Genomic DNA, 24369 nt, shown 5'->3' on the forward strand with positions numbered 1-24369 from the left:
TCTAAAAATCTCCATTAACGGAATTAACAACAAGATTAAATGAACCATCACGCCAGAACGCGAGCGACAGCTCCTTATCCTCACTCATCCGAACCTTACGACCCGCTTTAAGACCTGCCACACATTCAGCACTCACACCCAGTTCATTAAGATCATGAATAAGGCGCATATCAGGTGTAACCCATGCCGGAAGCGGTGCATTCTCTGTTTGTACTGGTGCAGAAGTATCCAGTGATGCCAGAAACTCAGTGAACGTCAGTTCAGGCGCGGGCATTACCGGTTCCTGATATGACGCCGGACGTTGAGCATCAAAATCGACTTTAATAAGATTCAGGAGGGGCTTTTTCTGCCCTTTATGAAGATTCTGTAACTCGGCCTTTGAAAGACCGATTGCCATTACATCATTAACAGCATTGTAAAAAGATGAACGACCCATGGTACGTTTTACCTCGCTATATCCTTCATGAACCAGGCGACGGTAGAAACCGAACAGACGCAGCGATTTAGCTGTACTCTTCTTTCCGTTTCGTTCCGTGTCATAGGTAGCATGCAAAAGACGCCGTATTTTACCGTCGTGAATAACTTCCAGTTGCTGCCCTGAAATAGCATCAATCAGATCAAATGTTGCTTCCCGCCACAGCCAGCGACAGAAGCTACCGGAACCGTGTTCCTGTTCAAATCCCCGGATGTAATCAAGCATCCCTGTAACCGAAATAGGTACATTGCGACGCTGAAAAAACCATGTTTTACAACGTGTTTCCATGCGCAAAAGATAAAGCGCAAAGTTCTGGAGATCAGGAGAAGATAACGCCTCAATAACCGGATCATATCGATGGGTGCGCTCCTTATGCGCCTTCTTTCTCAGGTCATTAAGCTGATGTTCCACTTCATCTTTTTTGGAATAAATTACTGTCTGTGAAACACGACCAGTACCAGGCTTATCCTTGGCTTTGTTGAAATAGATCGTGGATTCAAAATCCATATCACGGGAAGGCCGCAGGTAACGGTTACTGACGTTTGCCAGTGCCCGAAGTGCAGAGGCCAGAGCATCTTCATCGGGGAGGCGTACCGAATAAGTTGAGTCAAGGCGGAAAACATGCGCGGAAGGAAAATCAAGCATATCCGCAAATTCCGGCATCGTGGCTTTTAAGGTCTGGTACATCAGGCGAACACCCAGTTCGAGAGATTCAGAGCCGTAAACGTTATGACCCTGCGCAAGCTTTGCCGGAGATGCCTTGATTTCAAGATATGGCAACACATTAAAACCGCCACCCTGAAAAACCTTAAACGCCACACCTGTAAAGCTCGACGGCAGGCTATCCCACGGACAGTACAGATTGTGGCACTGGTGAAGCCCGTCAATCTCCCAGGTCATTTCACGGGGAACAATATTTACGCCCCGCTTGCCGCACTCCTCCAGATCAACGGAGCCAAGCAGACGATCATCAAGCCATGAATACTTGACGTAAGCGTCTTTAAAACTGATCCGTAATCCGATGAAGTCGAACATTCAAAAAACCTGTCAAGGGCTAATTTTCCTTGCATCATACACAAGGAAAATCTTGACAGCAATGCATCTGTATAAAAAACCAGTTATACAATAATGAAAAATCATGTTTTTTTGAGGTTCATCATGTTGAACGAAAGATTACGTACACTCAGAGAGAAGAAAAAACTAACCCAAAAAAAGATCGCAGCAGAACTAGGAATAACAACACAAACACTTCAAACATGGGAAAGAGGAGAGTCAGAGCCTAAAGCTTCTCAACTAGTTATATTATCTAAACTTTTTGGTGTCAGTATTGAAGAGATATGCACTGGAAATGAAACCAGCGCAGACCAAAGATTGTCTCTGAAAATCAGCGAAGCAGAAAAACTAAATCCAGAAGAAAAAAACTGCATTGAAACCCTATTAGAAGCAATGTTAATCAGGCACTACGTTAGAGAAGTCAAAATCACAGAGTAGATCAACCATTCTTTCATAACAACTGGTCACACCTCACTACATATTGTGTCTAAATGGACTTAGACATTCAATTTTACAACAAAAAACACAAGATATGGGATTGCTGGAAGTCCACGGTTTGGACGATATAACACTATTAAAGTACGTGTCATATCGTCCCGTCTGGCCGCTTCATTGCGCTCCCGTCACCAGGAAGGTCTAAACGGTGAGCGGCAGCATCCCCTCCTCATTCTTGCGGGGGAGCGCTGCGCACTCACCGCTATTCCTGAACCATTCCGACAGCAACAATGACACCGCCCAAAATGGGAACGATGCTAACCAGCAAGTCACTACCGCCACAAACGCCGGTGATTAAAACCCGCTTTGCAGTAAGGGGGCGAACTGCCGTACATGGTCAGCATCACCGGACTGATGAACGGGAACCAGTTCACCACGGAGCCGGAACAGAAAAACCCCGCGCAATACAGCGCGGTAGGTATCGCTGGCGCTCCCATGCCCTGACGGGCATCAGTAGATGGAAGATCTAAATGGATCGAGAGGACATTTGAATTTGGCGGTGAAGCAGACATTTCAAAACAGCCAGGCATGGTGCGCACAATGCAGCCTATGCTAAATCCCCGCGGTCGCCTTAGCCGACGCGGTCGCACGGCTGCGGCGATTCAACATAAGCTGCATCCACATTATGCGCACCACGGCAGAATCAGACAGAATCCGTGATTATGTGAGCATGGATTTACCTGATTACTTTATGTAACTCTTTAATGCAGCCTCATGCAGATTCTTATCGTACTTCACCATCCTTTCTGGATGCCTCAAAGGAGTCGTCGAAATTAACGAACATAGATAACCATCTCTACCATATCGGCTTTTTAATAAAATCGATGAGGCTTCACTACACGATAATTCATCTTCCCAGTACAACAGAGGAACCCCACGTGAAGGAAAGGATGACCAACGACCATTAACATTCAAATAACGATTCGTTCCTCTTACATCTTTATGATTAGGATAATAAATTAAATAAAACGTACTTCTCTGCATGCTGACCTCCTGACAATCTGAATCAGTTTTATAACAGATAAAATTACGTGAAAATTTTACTTAACCACTCTCATTGTTACGTCATTTTTTCACGTAACCGCACAGGCCACGAACGACGAACGCCGCGCACTGGAGACAAATGTCTCCAGTTCGTCACGCAGCTACACGACGAAAACCCCTTACGCTTTTGTCGTGTGAACCTGCAACACAATCAGGATATCGGTTTTCGATTTTTCGTCTGACGAGGACATGAATGATTTAGGCAGGAACGAAAAACCCGTTTTCGCATCGCTGTCCTTTGTCTCGGCTAAACCGCCCAGGACAATAATATCACCGGACTTAACCGAAACGAACGTGGATACTTCACGCTTAAGCAATGTTGGTGAGTCATTTACGCCCGTATCCGTTTTCACAAAGTTACTCAGTTGCTGGCTGATTTTGATATCCGTCACCGCACCGCGCACGTCCGGTTTTACATCAAGGATTACACCCGCATTACGATACTCAATCGACTGATAGGACGAATTCTGATTGCGATCGACACCGCCCAAAACAGGCACTTCCTGACCGACAGAAAATTGCGCCGAATAGCCGGACTTCACCCGCAGACGTGGCGAACTGACAACGTGAAAACGGCTGTCAGTGCGGAACAACTCATACAGCGCATCGAGCGACGAGCTACCGATACGAATAAAGTTCTCATAACCCCCGTAAGATTACCGGTGCTGATGGTCACTTTCCCGTTAAGGAGTTTGGCGGCAAGCGCGAGGCCGGAGCCGTTGCGCTCATTCGTCTGGACTTCAAACACGTATCCGGCAACATAAACTTCATCGCCAGCCGTATCGATTGACGGCAAAACCTGCTCCATGCGGCGTATATTTTCCCGCGTACCGTAAAAAACAAGCACATCCCCTGCCCGGTTTAAATTATCCGTAGCCGTGCCAGGCTGAATCTTGTCCGGCGAAATATCAAAACCACCAACACCCTGTTTAGCGCTGAAATTCCCCTCGACGAACGTTCTCAGAATCTCAGACAAATAAGACACGCTGCGGAAACGGGGCTGATACACAAAAACCTCCCGCCGTGGTTCAGCCGCCGCAGCCGCTTTCACTGGCGCAACATAATCAATCCCGTTTTTAGAGTGAATTTTAATATTCAGGTTGCCAAAATAACGTTCAATAAATGCCCGTTCATCAATTTCTGGTGTGATACGCAGCGACACAACCCGCGAATCATTCGCCAGTTCCGGCGCAAGCATATACGGACGGCTGAATACCTCGCTGTATATCAGGTTAATAGCTTCAGGTAACGCCACCCTGTTAAGTTCCAGCGAAACACCGGCTGCATGCAAAGTACCGGACAAGACAAAAATCAGTGAAAATATAATCCCTTTCATTTTGAAGCCCCTTTTGTTATCTGACCTGACCACACCGTAATTTTTTCGTTGTCTATTTCACCGGACATAAACAAACCGTTAAACGTGAATGAAGTAAGCGGTTCAGTTCTGACTCTCCCGTCAGTATTAACCATCACCACAAAGCCAACTCCCTGCTTAACAAGACGCCCGCCGATGCGCCAGTCAGCAGAAACCACAGGACGTGGGGGCAAACCTTGTGATTGCGGTTGAGATGTCCGGGAAGCACCGGAAGCCGTTGAAGCAGAGGAATTTTTTGTCGTTGCATTCTGGGTATCCAGAAGCGGTGACGAATCAGGCGAAAAGAATCGAATAATAAAAAACAGGCCAACAGCAAGAGAAATTAACGGAATAATAAAGAAAATAAATACAAATTTAGGCTGAAAAACAGACTGGCGCTTATCAACTATCTTTTCATTCCCGTTATTACCGTCATACGACTTATACAGCGGAAATATTTCTTTTTTATACCCGCACTGATAAGACTGAATGCGGCTTGTCTTGACCAGTTTAACTCCTTCAAACACATCCACCCGATAACGCTTTGACAGTCCCAGCGCCGTTAGTTTTGTCATTCTGAACGTCTTGGATGTACGATCCTTAATGAAACGGGCAACCGTTGCCAGTGACTGATTCATAAAAACAAAGTCACAGGAAACCCCTGTTTCAGCATCGGTAAAATGACGATGCTCCGCAAAAAACGAACGATGTTCATTACAGATAGCAGAATCTTTGTCCCATAAACGGTGTAATTCATCAGCAATAATCAAATCACCTGGCTTACAAAATGTGTCAGGAACGGCTAAACCATCTTTACCTTTATACGGAAAAAATCCTTTTTCTTCATGTCGTCATCATCGACAACCAGCACCTGCCCGAGCGCGTCACGGTCAGCTTTGAGCTTATCGACACAATAATCATAAATAGCATCAGGAACGACACCAATGATGTTGGTCACAACCCGCCGACCTGCCAGAACGGCAGGCAGGAGCACATTCGCCACGCACTCGTAAGACTTGCCGGAACCCGGTATACCGATATAACCAGAAATAGCCATAACGTCCCCTTACTTCCCGACAATGGGGATCATCCCGATAATGAAACGTGTCACCAGTGCGGAAAACACCACGGATAAGCCAAACGGTAATTGCGCCAGGTTGATGAAGTACCAGGCCGGATCCGGTAACTGGTCAAAAAGCGAAACCAGATTTGTAGAATCAGGCAATAATTTAGTAACCACGCCCATAATCTCAGATATCAGGAATGTCAGCGCCCCAAAGATAATGGCTTTCATCGTGGCCTGTTTTAACACCCAACCCAGCAGATAATTAATTGCAGAAACAAGAATACGATACATAAAAAACTCCTTATCGAACCAGAATAATGAGGCCCAGCATCGTCCAGCAAATGACAAAGAACAGGGCAATTAACTTTTTATTGGCTTCAGCCAGAATACAGAATGAATCCATCGAATACGTTTTATCGTAAAACGGAATATTAATAACCGGACACTGGACGACATGAGTCGTTAACTCAAATTTCTGTAAAAACGGCATCACTGACGTAATCGGAGACAAGACCTTGTCAATAGTCCCGCCATCATCAAGTTCCGGCGACTGGATACCAGGGTCAGGGCCAAAATCAACTTTAACCGATTCCTGTTTAGAAACCATTTCATTACTGATATAGGCATTCTGCGTATCGTCCCACTGCATTAAATGCAACTGACCGTCTTTGACCTGAACAAATAAATCAGAGTACGTCGGATTTAATTCACGCTCATTCATAACATGACTGATATCAGCCGATGACAGAGATAATGACGAGGTATAAGGCACGCCCTGATAATCAGCAGCCGCAGCCGCCTCAACCCATGCACTGTTCAGCAATAAAGAAAAAGCGGAAGCCAGTAACGGCGTTGACTGCAAAGATGAAAGATAGGCATTTTTCAAAATATCATCTCCACCGAGGAAAGGAGAAAAAACAAGTTTATACGTGAAATTCTGATAGAAAGGCGCATTGTTCTGTATTAAAGAATTATTGCCAGTGCCAGCGTTAGACGAGAAAGAAAATGAATTTTCAAAGCCGGTTGTGGCAATACAGACACTGTTACCGCGAAGCATAAGAGAGAAGGTATAAGAACGAGGAAGCAAAACGGGAGAATCATTAACACTGTATTCATTCATTCCCGAGGGGGTAAGTTTTTTATCTGTATAAGTCGTCAAAGTACAATGCGTATAAATGAATGTCCCGTTTTTATCTGTTTCACCAAGAAGCTTTTTTCACGTGCAGCATGTTTAAGATAAAATTCATTATAAACGGTATCCTGTACAAGGTTAATTAAAAAGTCAACAATATCCTCCGCATCATCTGAAACGATATAGCCATTATTATAAGGATAGCTAAAAACATCATCCTTATAAGAAGATGTAAAACGAGTTACACCCGTACTGACCTGTGTATCAGAAACAGATTTGTACGATATAAGCGGTAAGGGATTAGTAAAAGAAGGATTACCAAAGTCACCGGAATAATAAACATCAGAAGATAAAGATGTTACCCATAAAAGAGAGGCAGGAATATCAGAGAATGAAGATGCAACGGAAACAGCATTAAACGAAGATGATTTCACCACGCCAGAGTTAAGGAATAAATTAGCATATGACAGACCATTAAATAATGAATATTTTGATAAACTCAGCTTTGAATTAAGAACGGATGAAACCGCTTTAATGGTGTTTTCATACGCCCTGTCAGGTAAAGGTGTTTCCTGCGTTCTGTAATACTCAATCGCACGTGTAAGCGCCATTGAAAACGAAACAGATAATAATTCATCAACAACGCCGGATGAATCAAGCACGCTGCCATTTGGCAGTGGCGCAGCCGACACCGACAAAGACAGAAAAATCGAAATTAAACAGAATGATTTTTTCATCTCAAACCCTCCTGCGAATAACAATAAAGAGTGACATCATTGTCCAGGCTATAACCGCAAACATTTCAATAAGGGGAGCCTGCTTATCAAGAATAAAACAATGGCTATCAACCCTTTGACTGAAGTTAAGATATTCAATATTCAAATCAAAGACAGGACATTGTGCAGCCCTTGAGCGTAACTGAATATCCTTCATAAACGGGAGAATACTGGTTATCGGTAAAAGAATAACATCCATCGGCAGCGGTGCAGGAAAAACGGGAGCCTGTATATCAGGATTAATACCAAAATCCAGTTCGGGAACCTGCTCAATATAGGTATTTGAAACAAACTGATTGAGCGTAATATTATAAACAGGCAAATCCCAGTAACCAGTTTTACTGACAGGCACCAGTAAGTCAGCCGTGGTCAGTGCCATGTTACGCGCCTCCAGTATCTCATCAACCATCGTCGCTGTGACGGCCACCGACGAACTGTAAGGAATGCCCCTGTAATCAGCCCGTGATGACGCCCGCTGCCACGCAGCATTTATCATTGATGACACCTGCGACGATGAAAGCGGCCTGTTCTGAAGCTCCTGGACATAATCAGGTTGTGTATACAGAGGCGGAATAATGACCGCACCCTTTGAACCCGTATTATCCTTTACTGTTAATTCAGAGGAAGGATTAACCGTAGTATTTAAAAAAGTAAACCCAGGAAATTCAACGGTACGTGACCTGACAACGGAAGACTGTAAATAATAAACATCATTAATCATTCTATATTCCTCCTCCTTATAAATGTTATAAAGCGTTAACGGAGGAATAAAGGCAGATAAATATGAAAGTGACGGTAATGAAACAATGGAGCCATTAATGTTGTATGCCTGTCTGGCATCAGAATCAGTAACAGATTTAGAAATATCAGGAAAGGAAAAATCATCCAGGCGGATAAGTGTATACACTTTGCGATAACCGCCTAATTCCACAACACCTCCCGTCATACATAAATTGCAGGAATCAGACAGTGATTTATATTCTTTTGCGAGTTGATTGTAATATCTCTCAACAACCGAAGCGCTGCCTGAAATATAAAAATCCAGTAATCCGGAAGCCGTATCTGAAGTCACATAAGAAAGATTATCAGGATTACCGGAAAGCCCTGTTGACGAATAGTTATATACCCCATTTCGGGAGCCGGAAAACTTTGTTCCAGGAGAAACTGAGGGATAATAATCCGGTGATAAAGGAGGAATACGAACAGGTACAGGATTTAAACGGGATGGCGTACCGTACATTGCATCAGCCCCTGATACAGACGGCGAAAGCGCCGCCAGTTCAGCCGGAGATGTCACATTAACGACTTTACCGTTATATGTATTGATATTGAAATCAGATGGATTAACAGCGCCGAGAGACACCGCAGACGCCGCGACAGCAGGCACATGACCATCAGAACGCAGATTATTACCCACACTGGCAGGCGTGCTCCTGTCCAGTTCCTCAGCGACTTTTATATATGTAATTGTTCCTGCCATACCCACAGCGGTAATACCCAGACCATACATAACATAGGTTAAAGCAGAGCTTATTGTAGTAGCCATTGCAGTTGTACCCGCAGGCATTGCAGCAAGAGCAAGTATGGGGACAAAAGCGTTAGCCTTTCGGGGATATGAAAAATTCAGAATAAATACACAGAGAAGATAAACAACTAACCTTTGAGGCCAAGAATAACAACGTATGCACATAGCAGACCCCACAGAAAAAATACAACATTCCAGAGTTCACCCATAAAAAAGGGGAAAGGTTGCCCCTTCCCCGCTCCTGTATATTAATTAGTTGGTGCGCAGGAAAAGAATCAATTTCTTGACACCCATAATAACAACATACAAACCCGCCAAAATAGCTGCAATAGCCATAATAGCAGTAATTACCGCACCCATATCAACGGCGCTGGTAATAGCCGTATAATCAGGTGCATCAGCAGCAAAAGAATGGACAGAAAAAAGAGCCAGTGATAAAGCGGCAATAAATTCAGCTTTTAACGATGATAAAACAGATAAAAATTTGAACATAATAAATCCCTCTTTGATAAAATAATAAGGCAAAACAAAAAAGACAAGACAGGTTGTTTTAAGTCATACATACCCCCTACCCACGTTTAATCATACCCAGCAGTAACCCGACACAATGAGAAGTAAGCCAGAGTATTAATACAGATGAAAATCCAATAATAAAAAAAGGTGCAGATTCAGAATAAACAGGCGATGACAATGACAGACTGACAGGAACGCTTGTCACATCTATAGAAACAGACTGGCAAACTTTATCTACCATATTACAGATTGTTCCGGTCAGTTCATTAGACATAAATCACCCCACTATTTAACAGAAGGTTGTTCCTTTGATTTATCCTTTACTGGTGAAAGTGAAGGAATAATTTCAGTAGTAGAAGAAAGCAATTCATAGTCAACAAGTGCATATTTAGCAATTTCTTTTGAGTCAACTTGTTCCAGTTCCGCATCAATAATAACTGGACGCCCCGCCGCCTTTAAGTCATCAACCAAACGACGACCAAGCGCATTATCATTACTTGTATCAATATTAACTTTATTTGCTCGATATCCGGCTGAATTATCTTTCACACTAAATTTAAGAGATGATGAATTCATAGACGCATACGGAGTACCGCTTTCCATCTTTCCATATTGTGCATAGTGGACAACTATTTTAGTCATTTCTAAAAATCTCCATTAACGGAATTAACAACAAGATTAAATGAACCATCACGCCAGAACGCGAGCGACAGCTCCTTATCCTCACTCATCCGAACCTTACGACCCGCTTTAAGACCTGCCACACATTCAGCACTCACACCCAGTTCATTAAGATCATGAATAAGGCGCATATCAGGTGTAACCCATGCCGGAAGCGGTGCATTCTCTGTTTGTACTGGTGCAGAAGTATCCAGTGATGCCAGAAACTCAGTGAACGTCAGTTCAGGCGCGGGCATTACCGGTTCCTGATATGACGCCGGACGTTGAGCATCAAAATCGACTTTAATAAGATTCAGGAGGGGCTTTTTCTGCCCTTTATGAAGATTCTGTAACTCGGCCTTTGAAAGACCGATTGCCATTACATCATTAACAGCATTGTAAAAAGATGAACGACCCATGGTACGTTTTACCTCGCTATATCCTTCATGAACCAGGCGACGGTAGAAACCGAACAGACGCAGCGATTTAGCTGTACTCTTCTTTCCGTTTCGTTCCGTGTCATAGGTAGCATGCAAAAGACGCCGTATTTTACCGTCGTGAATAACTTCCAGTTGCTGCCCTGAAATAGCATCAATCAGATCAAATGTTGCTTCCCGCCACAGCCAGCGACAGAAGCTACCGGAACCGTGTTCCTGTTCAAATCCCCGGATGTAATCAAGCATCCCTGTAACCGAAATAGGTACATTGCGACGCTGAAAAAACCATGTTTTACAACGTGTTTCCATGCGCAAAAGATAAAGCGCAAAGTTCTGGAGATCAGGAGAAGATAACGCCTCAATAACCGGATCATATCGATGGGTGCGCTCCTTATGCGCCTTCTTTCTCAGGTCATTAAGCTGATGTTCCACTTCATCTTTTTTGGAATAAATTACTGTCTGTGAAACACGACCAGTACCAGGCTTATCCTTGGCTTTGTTGAAATAGATCGTGGATTCAAAATCCATATCACGGGAAGGCCGCAGGTAACGGTTACTGACGTTTGCCAGTGCCCGAAGTGCAGAGGCCAGAGCATCTTCATCGGGGAGGCGTACCGAATAAGTTGAGTCAAGGCGGAAAACATGCGCGGAAGGAAAATCAAGCATATCCGCAAATTCCGGCATCGTGGCTTTTAAGGTCTGGTACATCAGGCGAACACCCAGTTCGAGAGATTCAGAGCCGTAAACGTTATGACCCTGCGCAAGCTTTGCCGGAGATGCCTTGATTTCAAGATATGGCAACACATTAAAACCGCCACCCTGAAAAACCTTAAACGCCACACCTGTAAAGCTCGACGGCAGGCTATCCCACGGACAGTACAGATTGTGGCACTGGTGAAGCCCGTCAATCTCCCAGGTCATTTCACGGGGAACAATATTTACGCCCCGCTTGCCGCACTCCTCCAGATCAACGGAGCCAAGCAGACGATCATCAAGCCATGAATACTTGACGTAAGCGTCTTTAAAACTGATCCGTAATCCGATGAAGTCGAACATTCAAAAAACCTGTCAAGGGCTAATTTTCCTTGCATCATACACAAGGAAAATCTTGACAGCAATGCATCTGTATAAAAAACCAGTTATACAATAATGAAAAATCATGTTTTTTGAGGTTCATCATGTTGAACGAAAGATTACGTACACTCAGAGAGAAGAAAAAACTAACCCAAAAAAGATCGCAGCAGAACTAGGAATAACAACACAAACACTTCAAACATGGGAAAGAGGAGAGTCAGAGCCTAAAGCTTCTCAACTAGTTATATTATCTAAACTTTTTGGTGTCAGTATTGAAGAGATATGCACTGGAAATGAAACCAGCGCAGACCAAAGATTGTCTCTGAAAATCAGCGAAGCAGAAAAACTAAATCCAGAAGAAAAAAACTGCATTGAAACCCTATTAGAAGCAATGTTAATCAGGCACTACGTTAGAGAAGTCAAAATCACAGAGTAGATCAACCATTCTTTCATAACAACTGGTCACACCTCACTACATATTGTGTCTAAATGGACTTAGACATTCAATTTTACAACAAAAAACACAAGATATGGGATTGCTGGAAGTCCACGGTTTGGACGATATAACACTATTAAAGTACGTGTCATATCGTCCCGTCTGGCCGCTTCATTGCGCTCCCGTCACCAGGAAGGTCTAAACGGTGAGCGGCAGCATCCCCTCCTCATTCTTGCGGGGGAGCGCTGCGCACTCACCGCTATTCCTGAACCATTCCGACAGCAACAATGACACCGCCCAAAATGGGAACGATGCTAACCAGCAAGTCACTACCGCCACAAACGCCGGTGATTAAAACCCGCTTTGCAGTAAGGGGGCGAACTGCCGTACATGGTCAGCATCACCGGACTGATGAACGGGAACCAGTTCACCACGGAGCCGGAACAGAAAAACCCCGCGCAATACAGCGCGGTAGGTATCGCTGGCGCTCCCATGCCCTGACGGGCATCAGTAGATGGAAGATCTAAATGGATCGAGAGGACATTTGAATTTGGCGGTGAAGCAGACATTTCAAAACAGCCAGGCATGGTGCGCACAATGCAGCCTATGCTAAATCCCCGCGGTCGCCTTAGCCGACGCGGTCGCACGGCTGCGGCGATTCAACATAAGCTGCATCCACATTATGCGCACCACGGCAGAATCAGACAGAATCCGTGATTATGTGAGCATGGATTTACCTGATTACTTTATGTAACTCTTTAATGCAGCCTCATGCAGATTCTTATCGTACTTCACCATCCTTTCTGGATGCCTCAAAGGAGTCGTCGAAATTAACGAACATAGATAACCATCTCTACCATATCGGCTTTTTAATAAAATCGATGAGGCTTCACTACACGATAATTCATCTTCCCAGTACAACAGAGGAACCCCACGTGAAGGAAAGGATGACCAACGACCATTAACATTCAAATAACGATTCGTTCCTCTTACATCTTTATGATTAGGATAATAAATTAAATAAAACGTACTTCTCTGCATGCTGACCTCCTGACAATCTGAATCAGTTTTATAACAGATAAAATTACGTGAAAATTTTACTTAACCACTCTCATTGTTACGTCATTTTTTCACGTAACCGCACAGGCCACGAACGACGAACGCCGCGCACTGGAGACAAATGTCTCCAGTTCGTCACGCAGCTACACGACGAAAACCCCTTACGCTTTTGTCGTGTGAACCTGCAACACAATCAGGATATCGGTTTTCGATTTTTCGTCTGACGAGGACATGAATGATTTAGGCAGGAACGAAAAACCCGTTTTCGCATCGCTGTCCTTTGTCTCGGCTAAACCGCCCAGGACAATAATATCACCGGACTTAACCGAAACGAACGTGGATACTTCACGCTTAAGCAATGTTGGTGAGTCATTTACGCCCGTATCCGTTTTCACAAAGTTACTCAGTTGCTGGCTGATTTTGATATCCGTCACCGCACCGCGCACGTCCGGTTTTACATCAAGGATTACACCCGCATTACGATACTCAATCGACTGATAGGACGAATTCTGATTGCGATCGACACCGCCCAAAACAGGCACTTCCTGACCGACAGAAAATTGCGCCGAATAGCCGGACTTCACCCGCAGACGTGGCGAACTGACAACGTGAAAACGGCTGTCAGTGCGGAACAACTCATACAGCGCATCGAGCGACGAGCTACCGATACGAATAAAGTTCTCATAACCCCCGTAAGATTACCGGTGCTGATGGTCACTTTCCCGTTAAGGAGTTTGGCGGCAAGCGCGAGGCCGGAGCCGTTGCGCTCATTCGTCTGGACTTCAAACACGTATCCGGCAACATAAACTTCATCGCCAGCCGTATCGATTGACGGCAAAACCTGCTCCATGCGGCGTATATTTTCCCGCGTACCGTAAAAAACAAGCACATCCCCTGCCCGGTTTAAATTATCCGTAGCCGTGCCAGGCTGAATCTTGTCCGGCGAAATATCAAAACCACCAACACCCTGTTTAGCGCTGAAATTCCCCTCGACGAACGTTCTCAGAATCTCAGACAAATAAGACACGCTGCGGAAACGGGGCTGATACACAAAAACCTCCCGCCGTGGTTCAGCCGCCGCAGCCGCTTTCACTGGCGCAACATAATCAATCCCGTTTTTAGAGTGAATTTTAATATTCAGGTTGCCAAAATAACGTTCAATAAATGCCCGTTCATCAATTTCTGGTGTGATACGCAGCGACACAACCCGCGATCATTCGCCAGTTCCGGCGCAAGCATATACGGACGGCTGAATACCTCGCTGTATATCAGGTTAATAGCTTCAGGTAACGCCACCCTGTTAAGTTCCAGCGAAACACCGGCTGCATGCAAAGTACCGGACAAGACAAAAATCAGTGAAAATATAATCCCTTTCATTTTGAAGCCCCTTTTGTTATCTGACCTGACCACACCGTAATTTTTTCGTTGTCTATTTCACCGGACATAAACAAACCGTTAAACGTGAATGAAGTAAGCGGTTCAGTTCTGACTCTCCCGTCAGTATTAACCATCACCACAAAGCCAACTCCCTGCTTAACAAGACGCCCGCCGATGCGCCAGTCAGCAGAAACCACAGGACGTGGGGGCAAACCTTGTGATTGCGGTTGAGATGTCCGGGAAGCACCGGAAGCCGTTGAAGCAGAGGAATTTTTTGTCGTTGCATTCTGGGTATCCAGAAGCGGTGACGAATCAGGCGAAAAGAATCGAATAATAAAAAACAGGCCAACAGCAAGAGAAATTAACGGAATAATAAAGAAAATAAATACAAATTTAGGCTGAAAAACAGACTGGCGCTTATCAACTATCTTTTCATTCCCGTTATTACCGTCATACGACTTATACAGCGGAAATATTTCTTTTTTATACCCGCACTGATAAGACTGAATGCGGCTTGTCTTGACCAGTTTAACTCCTTCAAACACATCCACCCGATAACGCTTTGACAGTCCCAGCGCCGTTAGTTTTGTCATTCTGAACGTCTTGGATGTACGATCCTTAATGAAACGGGCAACCGTTGCCAGTGACTGATTCATAAAAACAAAGTCACAGGAAACCCCTGTTTCAGCATCGGTAAAATGACGATGCTCCGCAAAAAACGAACGATGTTCATTACAGATAGCAGAATCTTTGTCCCATAAACGGTGTAATTCATCAGCAATAATCAAATCACCTGGCTTACAAAATGTGTCAGGAACGGCTAAACCATCTTTACCTTTATACGGAAAAAATCCTTTTTCTTCATGTCGTCATCATCGACAACCAGCACCTGCCCGAGCGCGTCACGGTCAGCTTTGAGCTTATCGACACAATAATCATAAATAGCATCAGGAACGACACCAATGATGTTGGTCACAACCCGCCGACCTGCCAGAACGGCAGGCAGGAGCACATTCGCCACGCACTCGTAAGACTTGCCGGAACCCGGTATACCGATATAACCAGAAATAGCCATAACGTCCCCTTACTTCCCGACAATGGGGATCATCCCGATAATGAAACGTGTCACCAGTGCGGAAAACACCACGGATAAGCCAAACGGTAATTGCGCCAGGTTGATGAAGTACCAGGCCGGATCCGGTAACTGGTCAAAAAGCGAAACCAGATTTGTAGAATCAGGCAATAATTTAGTAACCACGCCCATAATCTCAGATATCAGGAATGTCAGCGCCCCAAAGATAATGGCTTTCATCGTGGCCTGTTTTAACACCCAACCCAGCAGATAATTAATTGCAGAAACAAGAATACGATACATAAAAAACTCCTTATCGAACCAGAATAATGAGGCCCAGCATCGTCCAGCAAATGACAAAGAACAGGGCAATTAACTTTTTATTGGCTTCAGCCAGAATACAGAATGAATCCATCGAATACGTTTTATCGTAAAACGGAATATTAATAACCGGACACTGGACGACATGAGTCGTTAACTCAAATTTCTGTAAAAACGGCATCACTGACGTAATCGGAGACAAGACCTTGTCAATAGTCCCGCCATCATCAAGTTCCGGCGACTGGATACCAGGGTCAGGGCCAAAATCAACTTTAACCGATTCCTGTTTAGAAACCATTTCATTACTGATATAGGCATTCTGCGTATCGTCCCACTGCATTAAATGCAACTGACCGTCTTTGACCTGAACAAATAAATCAGAGTACGTCGGATTTAATTCACGCTCATTCATAACATGACTGATATCAGCCGATGACAGAGATAATGACGAGGTATAAGGCACGCCCTGATAATCAGCAGCCGCAGCCGCCTCAACCCATGCACTGTTCAGCAATAAAGAAAAAGCGGAAGCCAGTAACGGCGTTGACTGCAAAGATGAAAGATAGGCATTTTTCAAAATATCATCTCCACCGAGGAAAGGAGAAAAAACAAGTTTATACGTGAAATTCTGATAGAAAGGCGCATTGTTCTGTATTAAAGAATTATTGCCAGTGCCAGCGTTAGACGAGAAAGAAAATGAATTTTCAAAGCCGGTTGTGGCAATACAGACACTGTTACCGCGAAGCATAAGAGAGAAGGTATAAGAACGAGGAAGCAAAACGGGAGAATCATTAACACTGTATTCATTCATTCCCGAGGGGGTAAGTTTTTTATCTGTATAAGTCGTCAAAGTACAATGCGTATAAATGAATGTCCCGTTTTTATCTGTTTCACCAAGAAGCTTTTTTCACGTGCAGCATGTTTAAGATAAAATTCATTATAAACGGTATCCTGTACAAGGTTAATTAAAAAGTCAACAATATCCTCCGCATCATCTGAAACGATATAGCCATTATTATAAGGATAGCTAAAAACATCATCCTTATAAGAAGATGTAAAACGAGTTACACCCGTACTGACCTGTGTATCAGAAACAGATTTGTACGATATAAGCGGTAAGGGATTAGTAAAAGAAGGATTACCAAAGTCACCGGAATAATAAACATCAGAAGATAAAGATGTTACCCATAAAAGAGAGGCAGGAATATCAGAGAATGAAGATGCAACGGAAACAGCATTAAACGAAGATGATTTCACCACGCCAGAGTTAAGGAATAAATTAGCATATGACAGACCATTAAATAATGAATATTTTGATAAACTCAGCTTTGAATTAAGAACGGATGAAACCGCTTTAATGGTGTTTTCATACGCCCTGTCAGGTAAAGGTGTTTCCTGCGTTCTGTAATACTCAATCGCACGTGTAAGCGCCATTGAAAACGAAACAGATAATAATTCATCAACAACGCCGGATGAATCAAGCACGCTGCCATTTGGCAGTGGCGCAGCCGACACCGACAAAGACAGAAAAATCGAAATTAAACAGAATGATTTTTTCATCTCAAACCCTCCTGCGAATAACAATAAAGAGTGACATCATTGTCCAGGCTATAACCGCAAACATTTCAATAAGGGGAGCCTGCTTATCAAGAATAAAACAATGGCTATCAACCCTTTGACTGAAGTTAAGATATTCAATATTCAAATCAAAGACAGGACATTGTGCAGCCCTTGAGCGTAACTGAATATCCTTCATAAACGGGAGAATACTGGTTATCGGTAAAAGAATAACATCCATCGGCAGCGGTGCAGGAAAAACGGGAGCCTGTATATCAGGATTAATACCAAAATCCAGTTCGGGAACCTGCTCAATATAGGTATTTGAAACAAACTGATTGAGCGTAATATTATAAACAGGCAAATCCCAGTAACCAGTTTTACTGACAGGCACCAGTAAGTCAGCCGTGGTCAGTGCCATGTTACGCGCCTCCAGTATCTCATCAACCATCGTCGCTGTGACGGCCACCGACGAACTGTAAGGAATGCCCCTGTAATCAGCCCGTGATGACGCCCGCTGCCACGCAGCATTTATCATTGATGACACCTGCGACGATGAAAGCGGCCTGTTCTGAAGCTCCTGGACATAATCAGGTTGTGTATACAGAGGCGGAATAATGACCGCACCCTTTGAACCCGTATTATCCTTTACTGTTAATTCAGAGGAAGGATTAACCGTAGTATTTAAAAAAGTAAACCCAGGAAATTCAACGGTACGTGACCTGACAACGGAAGACTGTAAATAATAAACATCATTAATCATTCTATATTCCTCCTCCTTATAAATGTTATAAAGCGTTAACGGAGGAATAAAGGCAGATAAATATGAAAGTGACGGTAATGAAACAATGGAGCCATTAATGTTGTATGCCTGTCTGGCATCAGAATCAGTAACAGATTTAGAAATATCAGGAAAGGAAAAATCATCCAGGCGGATAAGTGTATACACTTTGCGATAACCGCCTAATTCCACAACACCTCCCGTCATACATAAATTGCAGGAATCAGACAGTGATTTATATTCTTTTGCGAGTTGATTGTAATATCTCTCAACAACCGAAGCGCTGCCTGAAATATAAAAATCCAGTAATCCGGAAGCCGTATCTGAAGTCACATAAGAAAGATTATCAGGATTACCGGAAAGCCCTGTTGACGAATAGTTATATACCCCATTTCGGGAGCCGGAAAACTTTGTTCCAGGAGAAACTGAGGGATAATAATCCGGTGATAAAGGAGGAATACGAACAGGTACAGGATTTAAACGGGATGGCGTACCGTACATTGCATCAGCCCCTGATACAGACGGCGAAAGCGCCGCCAGTTCAGCCGGAGATGTCACATTAACGACTTTACCGTTATATGTATTGATATTGAAATCAGATGGATTAACAGCGCCGAGAGACACCGCAGACGCCGCGACAGCAGGCACATGACCATCAGAACGCAGATTATTACCCACACTGGCAGGCGTGCTCCTGTCCAGTTCCTCAGCGACTTTTATATATGTAATTGTTCCTGCCATACCCACAGCGGTAATACCCAGACCATACATAACATAGGTTAAAGCAGAGCTTATTGTAGTAGCCATTGCAGTTGTACCCGCAGGCATTGCAGCAAGAGCAAGTATGGGGACAAAAGCGTTAGCCTTTCGGGGATATGAAAAATTCAGAATAAATACACAGAGAAGATAAACAACTAACCTTTGAGGCCAAGAATAACAACGTATGCACATAGCAGACCCCACAGAAAAAATACAACATTCCAGAGTTCACCCATAAAAAAGGGGAAAGGTTGCCCCTTCCCCGCTCCTGTATATTAATTAGTTGGTGCGCAGGAAAAGAATCAATTTCTTGACACCCATAATAACAACATACAAACCCGCCAAAATAGCTGCAATAGCCATAATAGCAGTAATTACCGCACCCATATCAACGGCGCTGGTAATAGCCGTATAATCAGGTGCATCAGCAGCAAAAGAATGGACAGAAAAAAGAGCCAGTGATAAAGCGGCAATAAATTCAGCTTTTAACGATGATAAAACAGATAAAAATTTGAACATAATAAATCCCTCTTTGATAAAATAATAAGGCAAAACAAAAAAGACAAGACAGGTTGTTTTAAGTCATACATACCCCCTACCCACGTTTAATCATACCCAGCAGTAACCCGACACAATGAGAAGTAAGCCAGAGTATTAATACAGATGAAAATCCAATAATAAAAAAAGGTGCAGATTCAGAATAAACAGGCGATGACAATGACAGACTGACAGGAACGCTTGTCACATCTATAGAAACAGACTGGCAAACTTTATCTACCATATTACAGATTGTTCCGGTCAGTTCATTAGACATAAATCACCCCACTATTTAACAGAAGGTTGTTCCTTTGATTTATCCTTTACTGGTGAAAGTGAAGGAATAATTTCAGTAGTAGAAGAAAGCAATTCATAGTCAACAAGTGCATATTTAGCAATTTCTTTTGAGTCAACTTGTTCCAGTTCCGCATCAATAATAACTGGACGCCCCGCCGCCTTTAAGTCATCAACCAAACGACGACCAAGCGCATTATCATTACTTGTATCAATATTAACTTTATTTGCTCGATATCCGGCTGAATTATCTTTCACACTAAATTTAAGAGATGATGAATTCATAGACGCATACGGAGTACCGCTTTCCATCTTTCCATATTGTGCATAGTGGACAACTATTTTAGTCATTTCTAAAAATCTCCATTAACGGAATTAACAACAAGATTAAATGAACCATCACGCCAGAACGCGAGCGACAGCTCCTTATCCTCACTCATCCGAACCTTACGACCCGCTTTAAGACCTGCCACACATTCAGCACTCACACCCAGTTCATTAAGATCATGAATAAGGCGCATATCAGGTGTAACCCATGCCGGAAGCGGTGCATTCTCTGTTTGTACTGGTGCAGAAGTATCCAGTGATGCCAGAAACTCAGTGAACGTCAGTTCAGGCGCGGGCATTACCGGTTCCTGATATGACGCCGGACGTTGAGCATCAAAATCGACTTTAATAAGATTCAGGAGGGGCTTTTTCTGCCCTTTATGAAGATTCTGTAACTCGGCCTTTGAAAGACCGATTGCCATTACATCATTAACAGCATTGTAAAAAGATGAACGACCCATGGTACGTTTTACCTCGCTATATCCTTCATGAACCAGGCGACGGTAGAAACCGAACAGACGCAGCGATTTAGCTGTACTCTTCTTTCCGTTTCGTTCCGTGTCATAGGTAGCATGCAAAAGACGCCGTATTTTACCGTCGTGAATAACTTCCAGTTGCTGCCCTGAAATAGCATCAATCAGATCAAATGTTGCTTCCCGCCACAGCCAGCGACAGAAGCTACCGGAACCGTGTTCCTGTTCAAATCCCCGGATGTAATCAAGCATCCCTGTAACCGAAATAGGTACATTGCGACGCTGAAAAAACCATGTTTTACAACGTGTTTCCATGCGCAAAAGATAAAGCGCAAAGTTCTGGAGATCAGGAGAAGATAACGCCTCAATAACCGGATCATATCGATGGGTGCGCTCCTTATGCGCCTTCTTTCTCAGGTCATTAAGCTGATGTTCCACTTCATCTTTTTTGGAATAAATTACTGTCTGTGAAACACGACCAGTACCAGGCTTATCCTTGGCTTTGTTGAAATAGATCGTGGATTCAAAATCCATATCACGGGAAGGCCGCAGGTAACGGTTACTGACGTTTGCCAGTGCCCGAAGTGCAGAGGCCAGAGCATCTTCATCGGGGAGGCGTACCGAATAAGTTGAGTCAAGGCGGAAAACATGCGCGGAAGGAAAATCAAGCATATCCGCAAATTCCGGCATCGTGGCTTTTAAGGTCTGGTACATCAGGCGAACACCCAGTTCGAGAGATTCAGAGCCGTAAACGTTATGACCCTGCGCAAGCTTTGCCGGAGATGCCTTGATTTCAAGATATGGCAACACATTAAAACCGCCACCCTGAAAAACCTTAAACGCCACACCTGTAAAGCTCGACGGCAGGCTATCCCACGGACAGTACAGATTGTGGCACTGGTGAAGCCCGTCAATCTCCCAGGTCATTTCACGGGGAACAATATTTACGCCCCGCTTGCCGCACTCCTCCAGATCAACGGAGCCAAGCAGACGATCATCAAGCCATGAATACTTGACGTAAGCGTCTTTAAAACTGATCCGTAATCCGATGAAGTCGAACATTCAAAAAACCTGTCAAGGGCTAATTTTCCTTGCATCATACACAAGGAAAATCTTGACAGCAATGCATCTGTATAAAAAACCAGTTATACAATAATGAAAAATCATGTTTTTTGAGGTTCATCATGTTGAACGAAAGATTACGTACACTCAGAGAGAAGAAAAACTAACCCAAAAAAGATCGCAGCAGAACTAGGAATAACAACACAAACACTTCAAACATGGGAAAGAGGAGAGTCAGAGCCTAAAGCTTCTCAACTAGTTATATTATCTAAACTTTTTGGTGTCAGTATTGAAGAGATATGCACTGGAAATGAAACCAGCGCAGACCAAAGATTGTCTCTGAAAATCAGCGAAGCAGAAAAACTAAATCCAGAAGAAAAAAACTGCATTGAAACCCTATTAGAAGCAATGTTAATCAGGCACTACGTTAGAGAAGTCAAAATCACAGAGTAGATCAACCATTCTTTCATAACAACTGGTCACACCTCACTACATATTGTGTCTAAATGGACTTAGACATTCAATTTTACAACAAAAAACACAAGATATGGGATTGCTGGAAGTCCACGGTTTGGACGATATAACACTATTAAAGTACGTGTCATATCGTCCCGTCTGGCCGCTTCATTGCGCTCCCGTCACCAGGAAGGTCTAAACGGTGAGCGGCAGCATCCCCTCCTCATTCTTGCGGGGGAGCGCTGCGCACTCACCGCTATTCCTGAACCATTCCGACAGCAACAATGACACCGCCCAAAATGGGAACGATGCTAACCAGCAAGTCACTACCGCCACAAACGCCGGTGATTAAAACCCGCTTTGCAGTAAGGGGGCGAACTGCCGTACATGGTCAGCATCACCGGACTGATGAACGGGAACCAGTTCACCACGGAGCCGGAACAGAAAAACCCCGCGCAATACAGCGCGGTAGGTATCGCTGGCGCTCCCATGCCCTGACGGGCATCAGTAGATGGAAGATCTAAATGGATCGAGAGGACATTTGAATTTGGCGGTGAAGCAGACATTTCAAAACAGCCAGGCATGGTGCGCACAATGCAGCCTATGCTAAATCCCCGCGGTCGCCTTAGCCGACGCGGTCGCACGGCTGCGGCGATTCAACATAAGCTGCATCCACATTATGCGCACTTAGATAGAGTAAGAAAGAACCTGAGTTTTTTTGGTCGTCCTTGTGCAGCTGAAACATAGTGTTAAACGGCGCTGCTGCGAATCAGACGATACAGGACATGTTGTGCTAATCGATGATCTGGCGGCAACGCGGGATGCACAAACTCTTCTGCTTTACTCATGCCAAGGCGTATCATCAGGTTCTCAGACGGTTTGTTCAGCACCGAAGTAAATGAAACCACCTCAGTTAACGCCAGTTCCTCGAAAGCAAAAGTCAGGCAGGCTTCGGCAGCTTCCAATGCCAACCCCTGATGCCAGAATGATCTCGCAAGACGCCAGCCTATTTCAGTACAGGGTGAAAAATGAAACTTATCAGGTTGTGGATGTAAACCTACGCAGCCCACAAACTGGTGTGTTTCTTGTAGTTCAACGGCCCAAAATCCCCAGCCGCGCTCTGTAATGCCTTCCTGGAATCTTCCAGCAAGATTGTCGCTTTCCGTCCGTAGCAATGGAGCCGGAAAAAAACGCATCACATCGGAATCGGCATTTAACGCGGCGAATGGCGCTCTGTCTTTCGCTTCCCACTGACGGAGAATCAGTCTCGATGTTTCCAGCATAAATCTGCCCTTATCATTCATTTTCATATAATCTTCTAAAAGAAGCTGCTCATCGGCAAGGACTAATGAACCCCCTTTCCGCCTTTTCTTCTTATACTGGAGATTCATACATGGCCGACTGGAACCCTTCGCTTTATTTGCAATATGAAACTGAACGTTCAAGACCCGCAGCGGAATTACTTAGCAGAGTGGCGTTAGAAAGTGTTCGTTCAGTTGTCGATCTTGGCTGTGGTCCGGGAAACAGTACAGCATTACTGCATCAGCGCTGGCCTTCAGCTCAAATAACTGGGGTTGATACCTCACCCGCGATGCTGAATGAAGCGCGCAACACATTACCAAAATGCCATTTTATTGAAGCGGATATCAGTACGTTTCAGGCAGAGCAACCCGTGGATCTGCTTTATGCCAATGCATCGTTACAGTGGGTACCCGAACACTATGATCTGTTCCCAAATCTGGTATCGCTGTTGGGTCACAACGGCGTTCTGGCGGTGCAAATGCCGGATAACTGGCTGGAACCTACGCACGTTCTGATGCGCGAAGTGGCTTATGAACAGGGTTACCCCGATCGGGGCCGAGCGCCGCTACCTGGCGTACATGCCTATTATGATATTTTGACCGAGGCGGGCTGTGAGGTGGATATCTGGCGTACGACGTATTATCACATTATGGATTCTCATCAGGCGATTATCGACTGGGTAAACTCTACAGGCCTGCGTCCCTGGTTGCAGGATTTGAGTGAAAGCGAGCAACGTCAGTACCTGGCGCGCTATCATGAATTACTTCAGGAGCAATATCCACTACAGGAAAATGGCAAAATTTTGCTGGCATTTCCACGTATGTTTATTGTTGCCAGACGCAATAATTAAGCATTTATCATCAGATAGATCACAGGAATGAACTATCGTCTATGAGCGCCCTCGCCTTTTTATCATAAGTATCTAGTGGCAATGTCGGGCATCTGCTAGTGT

The 24369-nt window shown here is 44.2% G+C and carries 33 protein-coding genes and 1 pseudogene; 4 read left to right on the forward strand and 30 right to left on the reverse strand.

Translation table 11 applies throughout. The features are described from left to right. Position 1 precedes the first annotated feature (1 nt). On the reverse strand, positions 2-1510 hold the full coding sequence (locus tag NMD08_RS13710) for a phage/plasmid replication protein, II/X family (protein WP_370618342.1): 1509 nt from the start codon (positions 1508-1510) through the stop codon (positions 2-4). Positions 1511-1633: 123 nt separating this feature from the next. Between NMD08_RS13710 and NMD08_RS13715 the strand changes: the two genes are divergently transcribed. After that, complete coding sequence (locus NMD08_RS13715) at positions 1634-1966, forward strand: helix-turn-helix domain-containing protein (RefSeq protein ID WP_370618344.1); 333 nt, start codon at positions 1634-1636, stop codon at positions 1964-1966. Between the two features lie 329 nt (positions 1967-2295). Here the strand turns inward: NMD08_RS13715 and NMD08_RS13720 are convergent, their stop codons facing one another. From NMD08_RS13720 to NMD08_RS13780, 13 genes are all read right to left on the reverse strand, one after another. Further along, entirely contained in the window at positions 2296-2535 is a 240-nt protein-coding gene (locus tag NMD08_RS13720) for a hypothetical protein (RefSeq protein WP_370618346.1), read from the reverse strand. Between the two features lie 651 nt (positions 2536-3186). Next, positions 3187-3609: a hypothetical protein gene (locus NMD08_RS13725; RefSeq protein WP_370618320.1), complete on the reverse strand. Its 423-nt coding sequence runs from the start codon at positions 3607-3609 to the stop codon at positions 3187-3189. Next, the gene (locus NMD08_RS13730; RefSeq protein ID WP_370618348.1) at positions 3606-4403 is read right to left on the reverse strand and encodes a hypothetical protein; all 798 of its coding nucleotides are present in this window, start codon (positions 4401-4403) and stop codon (positions 3606-3608) included. The genes NMD08_RS13725 and NMD08_RS13730 overlap by 4 nt, the downstream gene beginning before the upstream one ends. Continuing rightward, positions 4400-5191 carry a zonular occludens toxin domain-containing protein gene (locus NMD08_RS13735; protein WP_370618326.1) on the reverse strand — a complete coding sequence of 264 codons (792 nt, stop codon included), beginning with the start codon at positions 5189-5191 and terminating at the stop codon, positions 4400-4402. The genes NMD08_RS13730 and NMD08_RS13735 overlap by 4 nt, the downstream gene beginning before the upstream one ends. A gap of 32 nt (positions 5192-5223) precedes the next feature. Beyond that, positions 5224-5478: a zonular occludens toxin domain-containing protein gene (locus NMD08_RS13740; RefSeq protein ID WP_370618328.1), complete on the reverse strand. Its 255-nt coding sequence runs from the start codon at positions 5476-5478 to the stop codon at positions 5224-5226. Positions 5479-5487: 9 nt separating this feature from the next. Then, complete coding sequence (locus NMD08_RS13745) at positions 5488-5778, reverse strand: DUF2523 family protein (RefSeq protein WP_370611727.1); 291 nt, start codon at positions 5776-5778, stop codon at positions 5488-5490. A gap of 10 nt (positions 5779-5788) precedes the next feature. Then, the gene (locus NMD08_RS13750) at positions 5789-6646 is read right to left on the reverse strand and encodes a hypothetical protein (protein ID WP_370618330.1); all 858 of its coding nucleotides are present in this window, start codon (positions 6644-6646) and stop codon (positions 5789-5791) included. After that, positions 6643-7356: a hypothetical protein gene (locus tag NMD08_RS13755; protein WP_370618332.1), complete on the reverse strand. Its 714-nt coding sequence runs from the start codon at positions 7354-7356 to the stop codon at positions 6643-6645. The genes NMD08_RS13750 and NMD08_RS13755 overlap by 4 nt, the downstream gene beginning before the upstream one ends. Position 7357: 1 nt before the next feature. Then, a complete protein-coding gene (locus NMD08_RS13760; RefSeq protein ID WP_370618334.1) occupies positions 7358-8941 on the reverse strand; it encodes a hypothetical protein in 1584 nt (527 codons plus the stop codon). A 231-nt stretch (positions 8942-9172) separates the two neighbouring features. Next, positions 9173-9412, reverse strand: coding sequence for a hypothetical protein (locus NMD08_RS13765; RefSeq protein ID WP_370618336.1), 240 nt, complete (start codon positions 9410-9412; stop codon positions 9173-9175). Between the two features lie 76 nt (positions 9413-9488). Continuing rightward, positions 9489-9707, reverse strand: a complete 219-nt coding sequence (locus tag NMD08_RS13770; RefSeq protein ID WP_370618338.1) for a hypothetical protein — start codon at positions 9705-9707, stop codon at positions 9489-9491. An 11-nt stretch (positions 9708-9718) separates the two neighbouring features. Then, complete coding sequence (locus NMD08_RS13775) at positions 9719-10075, reverse strand: hypothetical protein (protein ID WP_370618340.1); 357 nt, start codon at positions 10073-10075, stop codon at positions 9719-9721. Between the two features lie 2 nt (positions 10076-10077). Beyond that, the gene (locus tag NMD08_RS13780; RefSeq protein WP_370618342.1) at positions 10078-11586 is read right to left on the reverse strand and encodes a phage/plasmid replication protein, II/X family; all 1509 of its coding nucleotides are present in this window, start codon (positions 11584-11586) and stop codon (positions 10078-10080) included. A gap of 103 nt (positions 11587-11689) precedes the next feature. Between NMD08_RS13780 and NMD08_RS13785 the strand changes: the two genes are divergently transcribed. After that, positions 11690-12040: a helix-turn-helix domain-containing protein gene (locus NMD08_RS13785; RefSeq protein ID WP_370618350.1), complete on the forward strand. Its 351-nt coding sequence runs from the start codon at positions 11690-11692 to the stop codon at positions 12038-12040. Positions 12041-12369: 329 nt separating this feature from the next. Here NMD08_RS13785 and NMD08_RS13790 read toward each other — a convergent pair whose 3' ends face one another. The 14 genes from NMD08_RS13790 to NMD08_RS13855 form a co-directional block, all read right to left on the reverse strand. Beyond that, positions 12370-12609, reverse strand: a complete 240-nt coding sequence (locus NMD08_RS13790; protein ID WP_370618346.1) for a hypothetical protein — start codon at positions 12607-12609, stop codon at positions 12370-12372. A gap of 651 nt (positions 12610-13260) precedes the next feature. Further along, positions 13261-13683 (reverse strand): hypothetical protein, encoded by a 423-nt coding sequence (locus NMD08_RS13795; protein WP_370618320.1) that lies wholly within the window; start codon positions 13681-13683, stop codon positions 13261-13263. Next, entirely contained in the window at positions 13680-14303 is a 624-nt protein-coding gene (locus tag NMD08_RS13800; protein WP_370618322.1) for a hypothetical protein, read from the reverse strand. Before NMD08_RS13800 ends, NMD08_RS13795 begins: the two co-directional genes overlap by 4 nt. Beyond that, positions 14237-14476: a hypothetical protein gene (locus NMD08_RS13805; RefSeq protein ID WP_370618324.1), complete on the reverse strand. Its 240-nt coding sequence runs from the start codon at positions 14474-14476 to the stop codon at positions 14237-14239. The genes NMD08_RS13800 and NMD08_RS13805 overlap by 67 nt, the downstream gene beginning before the upstream one ends. Further along, complete coding sequence (locus NMD08_RS13810) at positions 14473-15264, reverse strand: zonular occludens toxin domain-containing protein (protein WP_370618326.1); 792 nt, start codon at positions 15262-15264, stop codon at positions 14473-14475. Before NMD08_RS13810 ends, NMD08_RS13805 begins: the two co-directional genes overlap by 4 nt. A 32-nt stretch (positions 15265-15296) precedes the next feature. Further along, positions 15297-15551: a zonular occludens toxin domain-containing protein gene (locus tag NMD08_RS13815; protein WP_370618328.1), complete on the reverse strand. Its 255-nt coding sequence runs from the start codon at positions 15549-15551 to the stop codon at positions 15297-15299. 9 nt (positions 15552-15560) lie between these two features. After that, the gene (locus NMD08_RS13820) at positions 15561-15851 is read right to left on the reverse strand and encodes a DUF2523 family protein (protein ID WP_370611727.1); all 291 of its coding nucleotides are present in this window, start codon (positions 15849-15851) and stop codon (positions 15561-15563) included. Positions 15852-15861: 10 nt separating this feature from the next. Further along, positions 15862-16719: a hypothetical protein gene (locus tag NMD08_RS13825; protein WP_370618330.1), complete on the reverse strand. Its 858-nt coding sequence runs from the start codon at positions 16717-16719 to the stop codon at positions 15862-15864. Next, positions 16716-17429, reverse strand: coding sequence for a hypothetical protein (locus NMD08_RS13830; RefSeq protein WP_370618332.1), 714 nt, complete (start codon positions 17427-17429; stop codon positions 16716-16718). Before NMD08_RS13830 ends, NMD08_RS13825 begins: the two co-directional genes overlap by 4 nt. A 1-nt stretch (position 17430) precedes the next feature. Next, on the reverse strand, positions 17431-19014 hold the full coding sequence (locus tag NMD08_RS13835) for a hypothetical protein (protein ID WP_370618334.1): 1584 nt from the start codon (positions 19012-19014) through the stop codon (positions 17431-17433). A 231-nt stretch (positions 19015-19245) separates the two neighbouring features. Further along, complete coding sequence (locus tag NMD08_RS13840; RefSeq protein ID WP_370618336.1) at positions 19246-19485, reverse strand: hypothetical protein; 240 nt, start codon at positions 19483-19485, stop codon at positions 19246-19248. Positions 19486-19561: 76 nt separating this feature from the next. After that, positions 19562-19780, reverse strand: coding sequence for a hypothetical protein (locus tag NMD08_RS13845; RefSeq protein WP_370618338.1), 219 nt, complete (start codon positions 19778-19780; stop codon positions 19562-19564). Between the two features lie 11 nt (positions 19781-19791). Continuing rightward, on the reverse strand, positions 19792-20148 hold the full coding sequence (locus NMD08_RS13850) for a hypothetical protein (protein ID WP_370618340.1): 357 nt from the start codon (positions 20146-20148) through the stop codon (positions 19792-19794). A 2-nt stretch (positions 20149-20150) separates the two neighbouring features. Continuing rightward, positions 20151-21659, reverse strand: a complete 1509-nt coding sequence (locus NMD08_RS13855) for a phage/plasmid replication protein, II/X family (RefSeq protein ID WP_370618342.1) — start codon at positions 21657-21659, stop codon at positions 20151-20153. A 171-nt stretch (positions 21660-21830) separates the two neighbouring features. On the opposite strand from NMD08_RS13855, the pseudogene NMD08_RS13860 reads away from it, so the two are divergent. Next, positions 21831-22112: pseudogene (locus NMD08_RS13860) on the forward strand (helix-turn-helix domain-containing protein); the annotation flags it as partial. A 329-nt stretch (positions 22113-22441) separates the two neighbouring features. Here NMD08_RS13860 and NMD08_RS13865 read toward each other — a convergent pair. Together NMD08_RS13865 and NMD08_RS13870 are read right to left on the reverse strand one after the other, a co-directional pair. Beyond that, positions 22442-22681 (reverse strand): hypothetical protein, encoded by a 240-nt coding sequence (locus tag NMD08_RS13865; protein WP_370618346.1) that lies wholly within the window; start codon positions 22679-22681, stop codon positions 22442-22444. Positions 22682-22864: 183 nt separating this feature from the next. Further along, positions 22865-23398, reverse strand: coding sequence for a GNAT family N-acetyltransferase (locus NMD08_RS13870; protein ID WP_370620211.1), 534 nt, complete (start codon positions 23396-23398; stop codon positions 22865-22867). 110 nt (positions 23399-23508) lie between these two features. Between NMD08_RS13870 and tam the strand changes: the two genes are divergently transcribed. Further along, positions 23509-24267, forward strand: coding sequence for a trans-aconitate 2-methyltransferase (gene tam, locus NMD08_RS13875; protein WP_370618352.1), 759 nt, complete (start codon positions 23509-23511; stop codon positions 24265-24267). Positions 24268-24369 lie beyond the last annotated feature (102 nt).

The sequence above is a fragment of the Citrobacter meridianamericanus genome (genome assembly GCF_041320245.1).
Classification (GTDB): domain Bacteria; phylum Pseudomonadota; class Gammaproteobacteria; order Enterobacterales; family Enterobacteriaceae; genus Citrobacter; species Citrobacter meridianamericanus.